This window comes from Paenibacillus sp. JZ16 (assembly GCF_015326965.1).
Classification (GTDB): Bacteria; Bacillota; Bacilli; order Paenibacillales; family Paenibacillaceae; genus Paenibacillus_AQ.
Genome location: NZ_CP017659.1, coordinates 6964111 through 6981784 on the forward strand (window position 1 = coordinate 6964111; position 17674 = coordinate 6981784).

The 17674-nt window shown below is 48.9% G+C and carries 21 protein-coding genes; 20 read left to right on the forward strand and 1 reads right to left on the reverse strand.

Annotation, left to right across the window (positions count from 1 at the left end):
• The first annotated feature begins 3 nt into the window (after positions 1-3).
• Positions 4-810 carry a metallophosphoesterase gene (locus BJP58_RS31190; protein ID WP_233355176.1) on the forward strand — a complete coding sequence of 269 codons (807 nt, stop codon included), beginning with the start codon at positions 4-6 and terminating at the stop codon, positions 808-810.
• Between the two features lie 51 nt (positions 811-861).
• Here the strand turns inward: BJP58_RS31190 and BJP58_RS31195 are convergent, their stop codons facing one another.
• Positions 862-1773 carry a polysaccharide deacetylase family protein gene (locus BJP58_RS31195; RefSeq protein WP_194541919.1) on the reverse strand — a complete coding sequence of 304 codons (912 nt, stop codon included), beginning with the start codon at positions 1771-1773 and terminating at the stop codon, positions 862-864.
• A gap of 93 nt (positions 1774-1866) precedes the next feature.
• On the opposite strand from BJP58_RS31195, the gene BJP58_RS31200 reads away from it, so the two are divergent.
• The 19 genes from BJP58_RS31200 to spoIVA all read left to right on the forward strand — a co-directional run bounded on the left by BJP58_RS31200 (position 1867) and on the right by spoIVA (position 17648).
• Positions 1867-2241 (forward strand): hypothetical protein, encoded by a 375-nt coding sequence (locus BJP58_RS31200; protein WP_194541920.1) that lies wholly within the window; start codon positions 1867-1869, stop codon positions 2239-2241.
• 201 nt (positions 2242-2442) lie between these two features.
• Positions 2443-3054: a genetic competence negative regulator gene (locus tag BJP58_RS31205; RefSeq protein WP_194541921.1), complete on the forward strand. Its 612-nt coding sequence runs from the start codon at positions 2443-2445 to the stop codon at positions 3052-3054.
• A 57-nt stretch (positions 3055-3111) separates the two neighbouring features.
• Positions 3112-3807, forward strand: a complete 696-nt coding sequence (prsW, locus tag BJP58_RS31210) for a glutamic-type intramembrane protease PrsW (RefSeq protein ID WP_194545126.1) — start codon at positions 3112-3114, stop codon at positions 3805-3807.
• Between the two features lie 73 nt (positions 3808-3880).
• Positions 3881-4027 carry a hypothetical protein gene (locus BJP58_RS31215; protein WP_181469710.1) on the forward strand — a complete coding sequence of 49 codons (147 nt, stop codon included), beginning with the start codon at positions 3881-3883 and terminating at the stop codon, positions 4025-4027.
• 89 nt (positions 4028-4116) lie between these two features.
• Complete coding sequence (gene ypeB / locus BJP58_RS31220) at positions 4117-5466, forward strand: germination protein YpeB (protein ID WP_194541922.1); 1350 nt, start codon at positions 4117-4119, stop codon at positions 5464-5466.
• Positions 5467-5667: 201 nt separating this feature from the next.
• Positions 5668-6330, forward strand: a complete 663-nt coding sequence (locus BJP58_RS31225; RefSeq protein WP_233354810.1) for a flagellar brake protein — start codon at positions 5668-5670, stop codon at positions 6328-6330.
• A 64-nt stretch (positions 6331-6394) separates the two neighbouring features.
• Positions 6395-6682 carry a DUF5359 family protein gene (locus tag BJP58_RS31230; RefSeq protein WP_194541923.1) on the forward strand — a complete coding sequence of 96 codons (288 nt, stop codon included), beginning with the start codon at positions 6395-6397 and terminating at the stop codon, positions 6680-6682.
• A gap of 176 nt (positions 6683-6858) precedes the next feature.
• The gene (gene cmk, locus BJP58_RS31235; protein ID WP_071223922.1) at positions 6859-7539 is read left to right on the forward strand and encodes a (d)CMP kinase; all 681 of its coding nucleotides are present in this window, start codon (positions 6859-6861) and stop codon (positions 7537-7539) included.
• Between the two features lie 21 nt (positions 7540-7560).
• Positions 7561-8151 carry a lysophospholipid acyltransferase family protein gene (locus BJP58_RS31240; RefSeq protein WP_127594155.1) on the forward strand — a complete coding sequence of 197 codons (591 nt, stop codon included), beginning with the start codon at positions 7561-7563 and terminating at the stop codon, positions 8149-8151.
• A gap of 121 nt (positions 8152-8272) precedes the next feature.
• Complete coding sequence (gene rpsA, locus BJP58_RS31245; protein ID WP_071223924.1) at positions 8273-9490, forward strand: 30S ribosomal protein S1; 1218 nt, start codon at positions 8273-8275, stop codon at positions 9488-9490.
• A 211-nt stretch (positions 9491-9701) separates the two neighbouring features.
• Positions 9702-11024, forward strand: coding sequence for a ribosome biogenesis GTPase Der (gene der, locus BJP58_RS31250; protein WP_071223925.1), 1323 nt, complete (start codon positions 9702-9704; stop codon positions 11022-11024).
• Between the two features lie 11 nt (positions 11025-11035).
• A complete protein-coding gene (gene plsY / locus BJP58_RS31255) occupies positions 11036-11662 on the forward strand; it encodes a glycerol-3-phosphate 1-O-acyltransferase PlsY (RefSeq protein ID WP_071223926.1) in 627 nt (208 codons plus the stop codon).
• Positions 11655-12695 carry an NAD(P)H-dependent glycerol-3-phosphate dehydrogenase gene (locus BJP58_RS31260; RefSeq protein ID WP_194541924.1) on the forward strand — a complete coding sequence of 347 codons (1041 nt, stop codon included), beginning with the start codon at positions 11655-11657 and terminating at the stop codon, positions 12693-12695. Before plsY ends, BJP58_RS31260 begins: the two co-directional genes overlap by 8 nt.
• Positions 12696-12758: 63 nt before the next feature.
• Entirely contained in the window at positions 12759-13034 is a 276-nt protein-coding gene (locus BJP58_RS31265) for a stage VI sporulation protein F (RefSeq protein WP_006209456.1), read from the forward strand.
• Positions 13035-13176: 142 nt separating this feature from the next.
• Positions 13177-13356 (forward strand): DUF2768 family protein, encoded by a 180-nt coding sequence (locus BJP58_RS31270; protein ID WP_071223929.1) that lies wholly within the window; start codon positions 13177-13179, stop codon positions 13354-13356.
• A 42-nt stretch (positions 13357-13398) separates the two neighbouring features.
• On the forward strand, positions 13399-13983 hold the full coding sequence (locus BJP58_RS31275; protein ID WP_194541925.1) for a hypothetical protein: 585 nt from the start codon (positions 13399-13401) through the stop codon (positions 13981-13983).
• A 71-nt stretch (positions 13984-14054) separates the two neighbouring features.
• Positions 14055-14414, forward strand: coding sequence for a 2Fe-2S iron-sulfur cluster-binding protein (locus BJP58_RS31280; RefSeq protein ID WP_194541926.1), 360 nt, complete (start codon positions 14055-14057; stop codon positions 14412-14414).
• A 396-nt stretch (positions 14415-14810) separates the two neighbouring features.
• Entirely contained in the window at positions 14811-15563 is a 753-nt protein-coding gene (locus BJP58_RS31285; protein WP_194545128.1) for a hypothetical protein, read from the forward strand.
• Positions 15564-16169: 606 nt separating this feature from the next.
• Positions 16170-17648 carry a stage IV sporulation protein A gene (spoIVA, locus tag BJP58_RS31290; protein ID WP_071223935.1) on the forward strand — a complete coding sequence of 493 codons (1479 nt, stop codon included), beginning with the start codon at positions 16170-16172 and terminating at the stop codon, positions 17646-17648.
• The last annotated feature ends 26 nt before the right edge of the window (positions 17649-17674 follow it).

The window sequence follows — 17674 nt, forward strand, 5'->3', positions numbered from 1 at the left end:
TTGATGTGGATAGCAGGTGCTGCGGCACTCGGAGCAGGCGCTATCGGCTGGATGAGGGCTGAGGCCAGGGGCTATCGGGTGCGTGAGGAAGAAGTCGTATCCGAACGTATCCCTCACTCGTTTGACGGGTTTCGGATATTGTTCATCACCGATATACATCGCAGACAATTGTCAGAAGAAAAGCTATTATCCAATCTTTCATCGGTGGATTGCGTACTGCTTGGCGGAGATATCACGGAAAAAGGAGTGCCCCTTCAGCGGTTGAGGCATAACATGTCGGTGCTGGTCCGTATCGCACCCGTCTATGCCGTCCTGGGGAATCATGATCTCAATGCAGGCAAGGACGCTGTCCGTAAAGCGTTGCGGGAGAGCGGCGTTATGCTGCTGAATGACAAGACCGTTACGTTACAACGGAGTAACGAGTTAATTGTTCTCAGCGGTGTAAGGCAGCCAGCCAGCCGGAAACACCCTTACACAAGATTTCGGGGGAATGCAGCCGAAGACCAGTATCACATCATTCTGGTGCATGATCCGATATGGATCAAGGACAAGGATGTGGTGCATGGGGATCTGGTGCTTGCAGGACATACCCATGGGGGACAGATCGTGCTGCCGTTGGCCGGAGCCGTTCGTCTGACGCGCTTCTACAAGAAGTTTAAATCCGGATGGTATGCACTGCCGAGAAAGACGGGCGAAACCGAACATTCTTCCAGGATGCTGATCAGCCGGGGATTCGGTACTTCCCATATCCCGCTGCGCTTGCAATGTCCCGCAGAATACCATGTGATTACATTACGCAAAAAACCTTAATTCGATCGTCAGATGGTGACGGCAGAATTAAGGTTTTTGTGTTTTCCCGGATTATCTTATTTTAGGTTCGATTTGTCGCGGATCCACGAAGCCATATCCTTTGGCTTCAAGCTTGGTAAGTAAGGTATCGAGGGCCTCTACGGTCCACGGAAGCTCGTGCATCAGAATGTTGCTGCCGGGGTGAAGCTGCTCGAGCACATTGCTGACTACGGCTTCGGGCTTGTTTTTGCTTTTGCTTTCCCAATCCAGCGAACCGTTGGACCAGGTCATGAACAGCAGGTCATGACTAAGGGCAACTTCCTTGACGATATCTCCGCCTGAGCCGAACGGAGGACGGAAAAACTTCGGTTCCGATCCGGTCGCTTCCTTGACGATTTGCTGCACATCGCCGATCTGTTTCTTTACCGTCTGTTTATTTTCTTTTTTCAGGTCGATATGGTCCCAGGAATGATTCCCAATGATTTGACCGCGGTCATGGATCAGCTTCAGCAGTTCAGGATGTTCCTTTGCGCGGTATCCATTCACGAAGAAAATCGCTTTGGCGTTATGTTTGTCGAGCGTATCGATCATTTGGCTGATCATTTTTTCTTCCTTGGGACCGTCGTCAAATGTGAGCAGCACCACTTTTTCGGGTACGGTATCATCATTGGGGACGATGCGATACACCTTATTCATGTGATACTTCGGTTCAGTCGGCGCCTCGGCATCGGGACTCTTGACAGCTTCATCCGATGGGTCCGCGGGAGTATCTACTTCAGGCTCGGTTTCAGGCTTGTCCGTGTCGGTTGACTTGTCGGTACCTTCTTTCGGAGCGGACGCCTGTCCAGAGGTTTCATTTTGCTGCGTTGCTCTGTCATTACCGACTTCCGTGGCCGTGCCTTGCTTCTGATCAACTCCGTTGTTGCCGCAAGCGCTGAGCATAAGGCAGCAAGCCAGCAGAAGTACTGTTCGTGTTCTAACCATGATTCCATCTCACTTTCCTGTATTTATGTAGCATGAGTTCCTGGCGGTGCGAGAACAATAATCTCGAGTTTATCATAGAAGGAGGTATCATTTGTGAAGACTTCGTCATTTCTATATGGTGTCATTATCGGCGCCGTTGCATGCCGGATGATTTCCCGTAATAACAGCAGGTTCTTCTCCTCAATGATGAAAGATGCGAATCTTGGTCGATTCGCGGATACCGCGATGAGTAAAATTCAGGGCACGAAGAGCCAGCAGTATTCCGGCTCGAGCCAAGAAAGCGTGTCTCCCAGTTCAGGCCGACATGATTCCACTCATTCCAATGGAACTGCAGGGGTACAGACATCGACTCATTCGAAGGCTGCCAACCTGAAGCAAGTCAAGGATTTTATCCGAAACAACCCTGATGTCAAGAACGAAGTCGAACAGATTTTGAAAGAAACCCACACCGTCATACCGGGTTTGTAAACGGCATGAACCATTTTGAATCATTCTCGGGGACCGGCCACACGAATCCCTGTGAATGATTCTTTTTTCTTCAGTTACATATTTACGTGCATTTGTGGGTATTAAATGATAAAATCAATTATATAAAACCATTTTTATCACGTCATAATCCAGACATCATAATTTGTTATAAACTTTTGTTTACGTAAGGAGGATCCTGTCATGAAAATAGAGCGTTTGAGTCAAGATAAGATACGGATTTTCCTCACGTTTGACGATCTGAGTGAGCGTGGGATCCAGAAGGAAGAGATGTGGCAGGAAATACCGAAAGTTTATGACCTGTTTACGGAGATGATGGATCAGGCATACAGTGAGCTCGGATTTGATGCCACCGGACCTCTTGCCGTTGAGGTGTTCGCACTGCCTGCCCAGGGCATGGTGGTTATTGTGACGAGAGGGAAATACGATCATCATTTCGGCGGCTTGTCCGAAGAAGATATGCCGGACGAGATTTATGAAATGGAAGTAACGCTGGATCAAAGTGATACTATCGTCTATGTTTTTCAGGATTTTGAAGTGCTCATTGAAGCATCGCATATGTTGAAGGACCTTGTAGGCGGAGCGGGTAAGCTCTATCACTATATGGATAAATGGTTTTTGTACTTCGATCCTGAGGAATTGGATAGCGAGAAGCTGCCGGCGGTTATTGCAATGCTGGCTGAATTCGGTGAATCCTCTTCAGTAACGGAGGCTATGCTGGATGAATACGGTAAGAAAGTAATGCCTCAGCACGCGATTGAGGTTATCTGTACACACTTCCAGCGTCAGCAATAATTAAGGTGGGCGTGCGTGCCGGACTTCAGGCCCGCAACTAACGGAAGGGGAATTTTAGTGCTGGTGTTCTCGGTAATTGCGTCAGCTTTGGCGCCGGGAATCGCATTGCTCACGTATTTTTACCTGAAAGATAGGTATGATCAAGAGCCCCTGCACATGGTGATCAAGGTGTTCATGTTAGGGGTTCTGATCGTTTTCCCGGTTATGATTTTGCAGCGGGGAATGATACTATGGCTTGGCGACAATCCGGTAGTCAACTCATTGCTCGTTTCGGCGGGTGTTGAGGAATTTCTGAAATGGTTCGTAATGTATCATATTATTTTTAACCATACGGAATTTGACGAGCCTTATGACGGCATCCTTTATGCAGTGGCGATATCGCTTGGATTTGCTACGGTAGAGAATTTGCTTTACGCTTGGTACAGCCAGGCAGCCTTTGGACCGATGTTCCTGCGGGCACTGCTGCCCGTATCGGGACACGCGATGTTTGGCGTCATCATGGGATACTACATGGGACATGCGAGATTCACGGAAGGAAAACGAAGAAGGTTCTTCCTCGTTCTATCCTTGTTCCTGCCTTGGATGTGGCATGGTTTGTACGACCTGATTCTGAGTCTGCTGACCCACACATGGGTATGGTTCATCGTACCGCTTATGGTGCTGCTATGGTATGGCGGCATGGGCAAAATCTCTAGAGCTAACAACCGTTCTCCTTTCCGATTCATTAAGCGGGAGGAAGAGGTTAACACTTAACAAATCAGGGCACACTTCATTCTATAGACCTCGGCTGACAGCCAGGGAATCATAGAAAGGGAGGTGTCTTTTTTTGCGTGTAAAAGTGAAAATTCTTTGCAAAGATTGCGGTGAACGTTTTGTGCTGCGGGGAAAAAAGGAACAGGGCCGGATCGAAACCGGATTTAAGCAGTGTCTGTGCAACAACCGCGATCACTTCGAGATTGAGGAAGATTTCTGAGGGATGAAGGAATTATACAGAAATGCATAAGACTTCTTTCTTCTAGTCAAACTAACGGCAGTGAGTAGAAGAAAGGAGACTATCGCATCATGTACAAACGATTAAGCGCTATCCTGTTTCCTGTGGCCACAATTTTATTGATCGGGGCTCTGGTATGGGGTTATCAAGAGAATAAAGAGAAAAACGCCATATTGATTAATGCCGAGAACCAATACCAACGGGCATTCCATGACTTGTCGTACAATATGGACAGGATTCATGCCGAGCTCGGCAATACGCTCGCGGTGAGCTCTACCTCCCAAGGGATGCATCGCAAGGGCTTGATGAATGTATGGCGCCTAACCAGCGAGGCTCAAAATGAGATCAGCCAGCTGCCGCTTACGCTCCTTCCCTTCAACAAGACCGAAGAGTTCCTTTCCCGAATTTCTAATTTTGCTTACAAAACAGGTGTGCGTGATTTAACGAAGGAGCCGCTCAGTGAGAATGAGGTCAAAACGTTGAAATCCTTGTACGCCAACTCCGGCGAAATCACGAAGGATTTGCAGCATGTGCAAAACAAGGTTATCACAAACAGTTTGCGCTGGATGGATGTAGAGACGGCACTGGCTACCAATAAAGTCGAAGATAATTCCATTATTGACGGCTTCAAAACGGTGGATAAGAAGGTGGAGTCCTACCCTGAGCTTGACTGGGGACCATCGGTAAGCAGCATCTATAACCGCCGCTCCGTGAAGCAATTGGCAGGCATGCCGATATCGGAAGAGGATGTGAAACGCAAAGCGCTGAAGTTCTCGGATGGAGGCAATGATGCCAAAGTGCAAGTGACGAAGAACGGAAACGGCACCGAGTGGGTATCGTATACAGCAAAGGTACAGCATCCGAATGGTCATATGCTCAGCATGGACTTTACCGAAAAAGGCGGCCAGCTGATCTCCTATACGGATGAGCGGAATGTGGGTGCCAAGCAAGCGTCCGTTCAAACTGCAATCGACAAAGCCCAGCAATTTCTGACGAAAAAAGGCTATTCCGACATGACGGTGGTTTCGGCGGACCAATATGACAACCTGGCTAACTTTTCCTTTGTTCGTGAAGAGGATGGCGTGCTGATTTATCCTGAAAAAATCACGGTTCGTTCGGCTATGGACAATGGGGATGTCATTGGATTCCAGGCCAGCGATTTTGTATACGAGCATCAGATCAAGCGAGAAATCCCGCAGCCGAAACTTAGTCTTGCCGAAGCGGAGAAGGTCTTGAATCCTGAGTATAAAGTGCTCTATCACCGTAAAGCCTTAATCAAAAACGACCGCTCCGAGGATACTCTGTGTTATGAATTCGGCGGGCGGATTAATGGAGCCCAGTATCGGATTTACATTAACTCGGATACCGGCCTTGAGGAAACGGTCGAGGTCGTGAAGGATGCACAGTCAGGAATTAAATAAGTAAAGCACTGTATGATGCAAGCCGGGTTCAGGAGATTTCCTGAACCGGCTTTTTTTGTTTGGATGAAGTAACTAAAAGCAAGGTGGAGAGTCCCGAGTTCCCGAGGATGGACATGAATCGACCTTGATTTGAAGATTTTGTCCTATGGGCCGTGGGATCCCGTGATATAATGGAACATAATGATTATGATGAATTAGTGGGTGAGCGCATTGTATCCAAAGATTAACGATGTCCTCTATATCCAGTTGGATACGGGGGATGAGAAGGAAGCTAATATTGTTTATAAATCCCGCATTTCCGACATGGATGACGAATCGATGTATATGGAGGTTCCGCTGCAGGAAGGGACGGGCAAGCTGAAAAAGCTGTATATCGGGGACGAGCTGTCCGCATTTTTTTTAACGGAAGGCGGAGTCAAGAATTTCTTCAATTCCCACGTCCTTAGCCACCATGAGGATATTATCCGTCTGGTTCGCATCAAGAAGCCGGAGCAGGATCAAATTACGAAGGTGCAGAGAAGAAGCTTCCTACGGGTGCAAGCCGAGCTCGAGGTAGCCGTTATGACCAAAGACGGCGGCCAGTTTTTAGCCAAAACCGACGATGTTGGCGGCGGTGGCGTATCCTTTCATCTGCAGCCGGATCAAACGTTTGCGGAAGGGAGTATATTGTCTTGCTGGATCCTCATCCCGTTTAAGAACGGATCCGTGGAGCATGTCCCGTTTGAAGGCGAGGTTGTAAGGGTGAAGGAGCTCCCAACCAACCGAAGCATCGTTATGCTGAAGTTTAATCAGATTGCAGATATGGAACGCCAGAAGCTGATTCGTTATTGTTTTGAGAGACAATTTGATTTTCGCAACCGTTAATGCATAAAAGGGACAAGCCGGTGGCACACTATCCGAAAATTTTGTGCGGGAGGAACTGTCAGCCATGTCAGAAGTCGTAAACGATCACGACCAACTGCTCGAAAAAACAGGACTGGAAGTTAAGGAATCCGAGCAGGGACAAGCCCTGCATGACCGCTACGGGCACATGCTGCTTAAGCTGCTAATCGGACTAGTGCTTGCTTTGGTGATCACCCAGCTCCTATTGCATTATGAGCCTAGCCGGCCCTATATCTCGCCAATTCAGCAGATGGAGGGTGTTCCCGTTAACGAGCCAAATGTAAACGATTGGATGGGGGAAAACACCCCTTCTCTTTTGCATCACTCTAGCTAGTGTGGTATAATTTTCACGTCGCAGGCGGGCGCCTGCTTTTTTCTTGAAATATAAGATTACGCCTTAGTTTCATCTGCGCTGTCTTATATATTTTCACTAGAGAAACGGTGATCCCGTCCGCAACGGATGGTAAGCCCTTTCGATTTCGAGGTAGATGTTTGAGGAGGAATGCCCCGTTGGTTACGCAGGGGACAGGTTATCGCGACAGAATTAATATTGCCATCGACGGTCCGGCAGGCGCGGGTAAAAGCACCGTAGCGCGTATGGTAGCCAGCAGGCTGCAGTACATCTACGTGGATACCGGAGCCATGTACAGGGCAGTCACCTGGTTCATGCTGAACCAAGGGATTTCTCCAGAAAATCCCGAAAAAGTGCTTCAACATGCACAAAATATGGTGATTGAATTAAAACCGCATGAAAATGGTCAAATGGTCTGGCTGAACGGGGAAGACGTCACGCCGTATATTCGTTCACATCAGGTTAGTGCAGTGGTATCCCAATATGCACGAATCGAGGGTTTGCGGATAAAGCTTGTCCGTTTACAGCAGCAAATGGCGGAAGATAAGGGCGTTGTCATGGATGGACGTGACATCGGCACAACCGTTTTGCCGGATGCTGAGGTGAAGATTTTCATGACGGCCAGTGTCAAGGAACGAGCTCTCCGCCGCTTCAATGAGTTGAGTGATGAAGGCATATCGCTGGAACAACTGGAAAGAGATATCGCAGAACGTGACAGGCTTGACCAGGAACGTGAAGTGTCGCCCCTCCGATGCGCAGAGGATGCCATCATACTGGATACGACACATATGGATATCAATCAGGTTGTGGAGGCAATTCTTTCATATTGCGAAACTTAAGTGGGATGGGGAGAAATGGGCATGATTTATGTTTTTTGCAGAGCGGTGGTCCGCGGTTTGTTCGCTATTCTCTACAGATTTGAATCTGTCGGCGTACATAACATTCCTTCAGAAGGCGGCGTGCTAATCTGTAGCAATCATATTAGCATTCGAGATCCGATATCTGTGGGCATTCACGTCAAGCGCCAGGTTAAGTTCATGGCCAAAGCGGAACTGTTCAACATTCCGGTGTTCGGATGGCTGGTTCGTCAGCTTGGAGCATTTCCGGTCAAGCGCGGGGGAGTAAGCAAAGATTCGATCAAAACCGCCCTCACGATTCTGCGTACGGGCGAGATCATGGGTATCTTTCCTGAGGGTACGCGCAATTCCGATTCAACTGCGGCCAAACGGGGTGCAGCTAGTTTCGCTCTCCGCAGCGGGGCGACGGTCATACCGGCTGCGATCATTGGAGATTACAAGCTTTTTCGCAAAGTGAAAATCATCTATGGTGCCCCTGTGGATCTATCACGGTTTGAAGGTGACAAGTCACCGGAAGCGCTGGATGCAGCAACCGAGTTGATCATGGCCAAGATTCACGAAATGCGCGCAAGCGGCAAGCCAACCGTGAACTGATTTATTTCGTTCCATGCATAAAAAGCATGGGGAGATTGGAAAGATACTACAGCAATTATGTTTTGAACTTCGCGAATGCGAGTTTAAATAAATGGGGTTTGAATTGAGGAGGTTATTTGACATGTCGGAAGAAACAAGAAATGAAGAGGCTGTAGAAAACCAAGAGCAGCTGGACCAAATCGTATCCTTGAAAAAAGGGGACACCGTGAAAGGGACGATCGTCAAACTGGAGGACAACCAAGCTTATGTAAGCATTGGATATAAATATGACGGCGTAATTCCTGTTCGCGAACTGTCTTCTGTGCAGCTTGATAACGCATCTGATGCGGTTCAGGTTGGCCAAGAGGTAGAGTGCAAAGTCGTTAGCATTAACGACGACAAGGAAAGCCTCGTTCTTTCCAAGCGCGCGATCGACACTGAGAATTCGTGGGAAGAGCTTGAGAAGCATTTTGCGGATCAGGACGTATTCGAAGTAACGGTGGCTGACGTTGTTAAAGGCGGACTCGTAGCCGATGTGGGTGCACGCGGATTTATTCCTGCATCCATGGTAGAGCGTCATTTCGTTGAAGATTTCAGCGACTACAAAGGCCGCACGCTTCGCGTGAAAGTGAAGGAACTGGACCGCGAGAACAACAAAGTGATCCTTTCCCAGAAGGATGTTCTTGAAGAAGAGTTCGAAGCCAACAAACAAAAAGTGATGTCCGAGCTTCAAGATGGCCAAGTGCTGGAAGGTACAGTACAACGCCTTACGCAATTCGGAGCATTTGTTGATGTTGGCGGGGTAGACGGTTTGGTTCACGTATCCGAGATCGCTTGGAGCCACGTCGACAAGCCTGCCGATGTACTGTCCGAAGGCGATCAAGTGCGTGTGAAGGTACTGAAAGTAGATCCTGAAAAAGGCAAAATCAGCCTCAGTATCAAAGCAGCCGCTCCAGGTCCTTGGGAAACAGCCGGCGAGCAATTCAACACGGGCGACATTGTAACAGGCGTTGTTAAACGTTTGGTTACTTTCGGTGCTTTCGTTGAACTGGCACCAGGTGTTGAAGGTTTGGTTCATATCTCCCAAATCTCCCACAAGCATATCGGTACACCGCAAGAAGTATTGAAAGAAGGCCAAGAAGTTCAGGTTAAAGTGCTTGATATCAACACTTCTGAGCAGCGTATCAGCCTGAGCATCAAAGAAACGGAAGAAGCGCCTGCTCAAGCTCCACGCGCTGAAAAACCGTCCAAAGGTCCTAAAATCGACCTGAAAGACAACCCGAACGTTTCTTTGAACAATCAAGGCATGAGCGTTACGCTTGGAGAGCGTTTCGGCGATAAGCTGAGCAAATTCAAGTAAGCCCGGGAACAGTTTTGTTCGGTCTATTGACCTATCATAACGAAGTCGGCGAACCCAGAAATCTGGGTTCGCCATTTGTTTTTTTAGGGGACGAACGTTTACGGATGTTGTAACATGGGGTAGAGCATAATAGAAATAAAGATGAAAGGTTAGCCAATTGTAACGTTTTTTGCTATGATGATAATCGTAAGAATTGACAGGAGGAGTGACTATGGCAAGACCCGTAGTGGCTATCGTTGGACGGCCTAACGTCGGTAAATCCACCATATTTAACCGATTGATTGGCGACAGATTAGCCATCGTTGAAGATAAACCGGGTATTACCCGTGACCGGATTTACGGTAGTGCCGAATGGAATGGTAAAGCGTTCAGCGTCATTGATACCGGCGGTATCGAAATCGACGGCGATGACATGATATTGAAATCCATCCGCATGCAGGCCGAGCTTGCAATTGAAGAAGCGGACGTCATCGTATTTATGTGCGATGCCAAGACAGGGGTTACCCAATCGGACGAGGAAGTTGCACAGATTCTGTTCCGTTCAGGTAAACCTGTCATACTAAGCGTAAACAAAGTGGATAATTTGAAGCGTGTTGATGATATCTATGAGTTCTATTCCCTCGGATTTGGCGATCCTGTCGGAATATCGGGCAGTCACGGCACAGGGATCGGCGACCTGCTGGACGTTGTGGTCGAGAATCTGCCGGAACTCGAAGACGATGGATATGACGAGGATGTTATTCGAGTTGCCCTGATTGGCAGACCGAATGTGGGCAAGTCCTCTCTGGTCAATGCCATTTTGGGAGAAGAGCGCGTCATTGTCAGTGACGTAGCCGGTACCACTCGCGATGCTATTGACACGCCGTTTGAGAAGGATGGGCAGCGGTATGTGCTCATCGATACGGCTGGTATGCGCAAACGCGGGAAAGTTTATGAGACCACGGAGAAATACAGTGTCATGCGCGCCATGCGTGCCATCGAGCGTGCGGATGTCGTTCTCGTCCTCATCAACGGGGAAGAAGGCATCATCGAGCAGGACAAGCATATTGCCGGTTATGCCTATGAGGCCGGTAAAGCCTCTTTGTTCGTTGTGAACAAATGGGATATGGTCGAGAAGGATGACAAAACGATGCAGCAGTTCGAGAAAAAGATCCGCGATCATTTCTTGTTCATGACCTATGCGCCGGTTGTTTTCCTGTCGGCCAAAACAAAGCAGCGTTTGCAGAAGCTGCTCCCTGTCGTTAAGCATGTGGCTGATCAGCATTCGCTGCGCGTGCAGACGCATCTCCTTAACGATGTCATATCCGATGCGATTGCCATCAATCCGCCTCCAACGGATAAGGGAAGAAGATTGCGTATTAACTATTCGACACAGGTTGCAGTCAAGCCGCCGACCATGGTCGTATTCGTCAACGATCCGGAATTGATGCACTTCTCATACGAGCGTTACCTTGAGAACAAGATTCGGGCCGCGTTTGACTTTGAAGGTACACCCATCAGGATATTTACTCGAAGAAAGTCTGATGAGAGTTAGGGGAGAATAGCTTGATTTTGGAGATCGTAGCGATAGTAGTGAGTTATTTACTCGGATCAGTAAGCTTCAGCGTACTGCTTGCCAAAATCCTGAAAGGGATTGACATTCGTCAGCATGGCAGCGGCAACGCCGGGGCAACCAATACCCTTCGCGTCCTGGGAAAGGGACCTGCCATACTGGTATTGGCTTTGGATGTAATTAAGGGCATCGCTGCGGTTTGGATCGGACGATGGCTCGGGGGAGACAATGCGTGGCTGCCGGGATTGTGCGGTATTGCGGCCATTATCGGTCATAACTGGCCTCTATACTTCCGCTTTCGAGGCGGCAAAGGGATTGCAACAGCCATTGGGGTGCTTGCTACGCTTTGCTTTATACCAGCGTTTATAGCAGGCATTATCGCAATTCTATCCATTGTTTTTACCCGTTATGTATCTTTGGGTTCCCTTATATTTGTAGTGCTTACCCCTGTTTTTCTATTGATCGCGGATTATTCGTGGCCGATCTTTTGGACGAGCTTGATCATATGCATATTCGCCTTCTGGCGGCATCGCTCGAACATCGTGAAGCTTGTGCAGGGGCGTGAAAACAAGCTGGGGTCCGGAAAAGGAAAGGACAAAGGAGGGAAGCGCGTTGTCTGACAAAGTCGCTGTTCTGGTGGCAGGCAGTTGGGGAACCGCTTTGGCAAGTGTTCTCGCTTCAAATGATCTGGATGTGGTCGTCTGGACAAGAACGGAGGAACAGACTCGTGAAATCAACGAGTCGCATACCAACACCCGTTATTTACCCGGAGTGGAGCTACCACCGAATATTCGCGCTACAACCGATATGAAAGAGGCAGTCTCTTCGGCTGCAGCCGTAGTTATTGTTGCGCCTTCGTCCGCGATGCGGGAGGTGACGGGCCAGCTGAAGCAGTACTGGACCGAAGATATGCTGGTGATTCACGCAACCAAAGGATTTGAGATCGAATCCTTGAAGCGGATGTCCACGGTCATATCCGAGGAGCTTGGCTGCGAGGAAGGCCGCGTAGTGGTATTATCAGGACCAAGCCATGCGGAGGAAGTGGTCAGACGCTGCCCGACAACGGTTGTTGTGGCGTCTTTGGATGCCGAGGCGGCAGTAGCCGCTCAGGATTTGTTCATGAACACGTATTTCAGAGTGTACACGAACCGGGATATGATCGGTGTAGAGCTGGCCGGGGCTTTGAAGAATATCATAGCTTTAGGGGCCGGGATGTCCGACGGACTCGGTTTTGGTGACAACGCCAAGGCAGCGCTTATTACGAGAGGTTTGGCAGAAATTTTGCGAATCGGCATGGAAATGGGCGCGAATCCGCTGACGTTTGCCGGGCTTGCGGGAATCGGTGACCTCGTGGTTACCGCCACCAGCCAGCACAGCCGAAACTGGCGAGCTGGTTCGATGCTTGGTCAGGGGAAGAAGTTAGATGAGGTTCTGGGCTCCATGGGTATGGTTGTGGAAGGAATACGCACGACCCAAGCCGCACATGCCATTTCCGAGAAATACGGCGTACAGATGCCGATTGCCGACCAACTGTACCATGTGTTGTTTAAAGACCGGAATCCCCGGATCGCCGTAGAAGCCTTGATGGGCCGGGATCCCAAAACAGAGATGGAAATGATGCCGCTTGAAACTTGGGAGCAATGGCACACCTAGCTTATTCACCATTCCGATGATTGACTCATATATTGATGTGAGGATGTCGGAGGAGGGGTGGAAATGAGCAAAAGCTTTCACAAGGATGTACTCAATGCGATTAACAAGAAAAGCGGCAAGAAAATTTCTTCAGGGGCTGTCAATAAGCTGGCTAGCACGGTTAAGCCGTCTACAATGCAAAATGAAGCCCAGCTCCGCCAGCTGATCAAGCAGGTATCTTCGATGGCGAACATACCTGTTAGTGAGGACACGATCCAGGAGATTGTCGGCGCGGTGAAGAAGAGTGGCATGAATCCGAGCAATATGGAAGCCTTGATGAAAATGATGATGAACAAATAAGATACGATGATGATGTTGAACAAAAGACGCTCCGGATTGGATAGCGGCTTTTGTTCTTTTTTTCGACATACCTGAGGTGAGGCGCTATCATTTTCGTGATATAATAGGTTGAAATTGATGAGAGATTGGAGAGTTTCGTGACATGGATCCGATGCAAAAGATGTGGCTGTCCCTAGTCGCGTTATTGATTATGGCACTGTCCGTCATAGTAGTTACGCTTGCGCGAAGCAAGACCAAGGGGTTTCTGCGCGGCGCGCTGTCGTTCGTGGCCTTTATGATGATGATTTTCGGTTTTATTATTGGACTGGCCTCCATCATATAACGTAGGAAGCCAATCCGGGACGATACGGTAAAGGGGTGCAGCATGACGCTGAATGATCTGCCGGAATTGGAGAGTGTGTTAGCTACCGCCATTCACAAGCTGAATCAGGTACCTGTGGCTTGGCTGCTCGGTGGAAGCTGCAGCTTGCTCCTTCAGGATGTAACTTTGGACAAACCGCCGAGAGATATCGATATATATACCGATACTGGGGGCGTACAGCCTTTACATGAGTCGCTGGCTTCTATGGCCGTGGATGCTCCCCGCTTGGACCAAGAAGGGATATATTCTTCGATTCTGAGCCACTATGAAATAGAGAAAGTCCCGATTGAACTGGTCGGCGGATTTGAAGTGAAATCAAACGGATCCTCCTACTGTGTTGAGATCGATCAATTGCTGTATCCTGCAGCACTAGAGAGTCAAATACAGGGCGCCACGGTACGGCTGATGCCGTTATCCCATGAACTTGTGTTTAATGTGCTTCGGGACAGGCCGGATCGATACGACGCCATTGCGGAAGTGATTCTGCGGGACATGGACCATCATATGCCGCTTCTTCAGCAGTTATTAAGCCGGAACCAGCTGCATGGGGAACATCGAATGGTTTTGAAACGATTAACCGGACTTTAACCGGAGTACTGAGTAAAAGCAGCCAAGGAATATGGCAGAAGGTGTACATAAGAAAAGGAGCGCGTTTATCGTTGGACTACGAGGTAATATTTCAACCGGATCAGAAAAAGGTCAAGGTTCGTCCGCACACAAACGTTCTGGATGCCTCGCGTCGGGCCGGTGTACGTATTCCTACCCGCTGCGGAGGCAAGGCCGGTTGTTTGATGTGCAAGATCATCGTCCCGAGCGAGGAACGCGATCATTGCTCCGCTCCGGAGCCCAATGAAATCAGGAAGCTGGGGACCTCGATGATTGAACAAGGCTACCGGCTATCCTGCCAGACGAGAATCACGAATCATATCAAGGTAATGATTCCCGAGGATCCGCTCAAAGCTGCGATACGCAAACAGCTGGAAGCGGCGAGAAATCGGGAGTCCGATGACTTTATTTAAAGCGCGAGTTCAAAAAGATCGGTTTTCAGCACCGAGGCTTATGCTTCCGATGTGCGTTTTTTCAAAACGCTTCAGTTGAGTGAAGCTAGGGACGTCAGGAGCGGAGCGTACGTTGTTTGTACGTGAGCACCTGAAATGTTTCCGCAGGAAACATACTTCGAAAGCATCTGCGTAGGCCCGGCTGAATTCAAGATTCGATGCCGAGTGGCTTCTTGATTCACTTCGTGTTAGATATAGGATTTATAAGTTATCAACGGAGTTGATGAAATTCTATATCGCAAGAAAACCTACTTCTGAATCGCGGTCGCTCTGCCTTGAATTTGCCTCGATTGGTTTTCTAATCAAAATCCGACTTTTTGAACAACCTCTTATAGCGAAGGATGATGTTAGTTGAGTATGAACACTTGGATGACCCAAGCGGCATGCCGTTCGAAGCGGATGTCTGCCGTCTTAGTCCTGGTGCTGTTTCCGATGTTGCTGACAGGCTGTCTATATCCTGACGAGAAATTGCAGGAGAACAAGGTTTCATATAGGGAAAGTGTCAAGCGGATACAATCGGCCGTAGATGATTTTTATAAAGAACAGGGCATTTTGCCGATGATTACGGCAGGTCCGGAAATTCCACGGTATGAGAAATACCGGGTCGACCTTGATCAGCTGAAGAACCGGGGATACATTGACCAAATCCCGGATACGGCATTTGAGAATGGCGGCAGTGGATATTTTCTCATTATTAATGAGGAAACGGAGCCAACCGTGAAGGTTATGGACTTGAACACGGCCCAGAAGGTGAATGACGTTCAGAGAGCGGTTAATTTGTACAAAATGGCGCATGACAACGCGCTTCCCGCAGGGGAAGCCCTCTACCCGGGATATACCGCGGTGGACCTGTCCAAGACCGAAGCCAAATCCGTTAGATTAATGAGTGTATACTCAGGTCAGGAGATGACCTTTATGATGGATGAAGAGGGAACGGTGTACGCCGATTATGCCTTTGATATTATGCAGGCGATCCAGAAGAACGGTTCCGATCCGCAAGAAGGAGAGGATTTGCGGGTGTTTCTGGAGAAGGAATCCTATTATGTCCCGGTAAAATCCGTACCTTATACATGGAAGGATGGGCAGCCCGTTGCTCAGCCGCTATCCTAAACCTATACCCGCCGTTATCGGCGGGTATTTTTGTTGACCCTGCATGGTTACCGATATATGCCTGAAGAACGAGCACACGAAAGCATAGAGGCGGTTTGCATTTTTTCCTTGAGAACCTTCTTTGATAGATATTTTTGAAAATGGTTGAATCTCTTTGGAATATCTATTAAAGTGCGCGCATATTCATAATCTGAAAGAGTAGTGCGGGCAAGAGCCGGTTGCCCACATCATGAGGCATACGAAAACGTCTGAAGGCGCGCAGCATGAAGACAAACCCGCGCCCCAGCGGTAGTTTTTCTTTACGGTATTCGATGGCGGTGTCTAGTTCGTATAGGCCTATTCGATATCTTAAAAAAAACTGGACGGACTTTAAGGGGCAACCGTCATATTTTTGAACCCGGTACATATGATGTTACTAGTCCAAATGCATGTACGAGTTACGCCGCTTTGCCGTTTCCATCAAAACTCATGGAATACCGGCGGCGGGATGCTGGCGACATTGTAAAGGCTGCTCATCTGTTGCAATGGCTTTGGCTATGAGTGGAACACGAAGCGGATGCTCTTAAAGCATTTTTCCTTCGGAGTAATTTGAGGAGGGGATCTCTTTTGGAAAAAGTGGACATTTTTAAGGACATTGCCGAACGGACCGGAGGGGACATTTACTTAGGTGTTGTCGGTGCCGTCCGTACGGGAAAATCAACCTTCATCAAGCGGTTTATGGAGACGGTTGTTCTCCCGAACATTACGAACGAGGCGGATCGAGTAAGAGCTGTCGATGAGCTGCCTCAAAGTGCTGCTGGGAAAACAATCATGACAACCGAGCCGAAATTCGTGCCGAACAACGCGGTACAGATCAAAGTTACGGAAGGTCTTGAGGTCAACGTCAGACTGGTGGATTGTGTAGGCTACGCCGTTGAAGGCGCTAAGGGCTATGAAGATGAGAATGGTCCGAGAATGATCTCGACGCCATGGTTCGAAGAGCCGATTCCGTTTCAGGAGGCGGCAGAAATCGGAACCCGCAAAGTCATTCAGGAACACTCCACGCTTGGCGTCGTTGTCACCACAGACGGAAGCATTGCGGAAATTCCGCGCAGCTCTTATGTTGAGGCTGAGGAGCGCGTCATCGAGGAACTGAAGGAAGTCGGCAAGCCATTCGTGGTGGTCATTAACTCGACTCGTCCACGCAGCGAAGAAGCGCTTCAGCTGCGCAATGAGCTGGCAGAGAAATACGACATTCCGGTGATGACACTGAGTGCAGCCACGATGACCGAAGATGATGTAACCGGCGTTCTTCGTGAAGTATTATATGAGTTCCCAGTGCATGAAGTGAACGTTAATCTTCCTAGCTGGGTTATGGTGCTTAACGAGAACCACTGGCTGCGCAGCAACTATGAGAACTCGGTCAGAGATACCGTGAAAGATATCCGCCGTCTGCGTGACGTGGATCGGGTGGTCAGCCAGTTCATGGAGTATGACTTCATCAACCATGCCGGCCTTAGCGGCATGAATATGGGTCAGGGCGTTGCCGAGATTGATCTCTTTGCACCTGACGAACTGTATGACCGGATCTTGATGGAGGTTGTGGGTGTCGAGATTCGCGGTAAAGATCATTTGCTGCAGCTGATGCAGGAGTTCTCCCACGCCAAACGGGAATACGACCGCTTCGCAGAAGCGCTTGAAATGGTTAAAACGACAGGTTACGGTATTGCTGCTCCTTCCCTGGCTGAGATGGCGCTGGATGAGCCTGAGCTTATCCGTCAAGGCACTCGCTTCGGGGTAAGATTGAAAGCGACCGCGCCTTCCATCCATATGATTAGAGTCGACGTGGAATCCGAGTTCTCGCCGATTATCGGCACAGAGAAGCAGAGCGAAGAGCTTGTGCGCTATCTGATGCAGGATTTCGAGAACGATCCGATCAAAATTTGGGAATCCGACATCTTCGGACGCTCGCTGCACTCGATCGTTCGTGAAGGAATTCAAGGCAAAATCGCGATGATGCCTGACAATGCAAGATATAAATTGCAAGAAACTTTGGGTCGCATCATCAACGAAGGTTCCGGCGGTTTGATCGCGATTATTCTTTAAGTGAGTGCAGGTAAGGTGTTGAATAC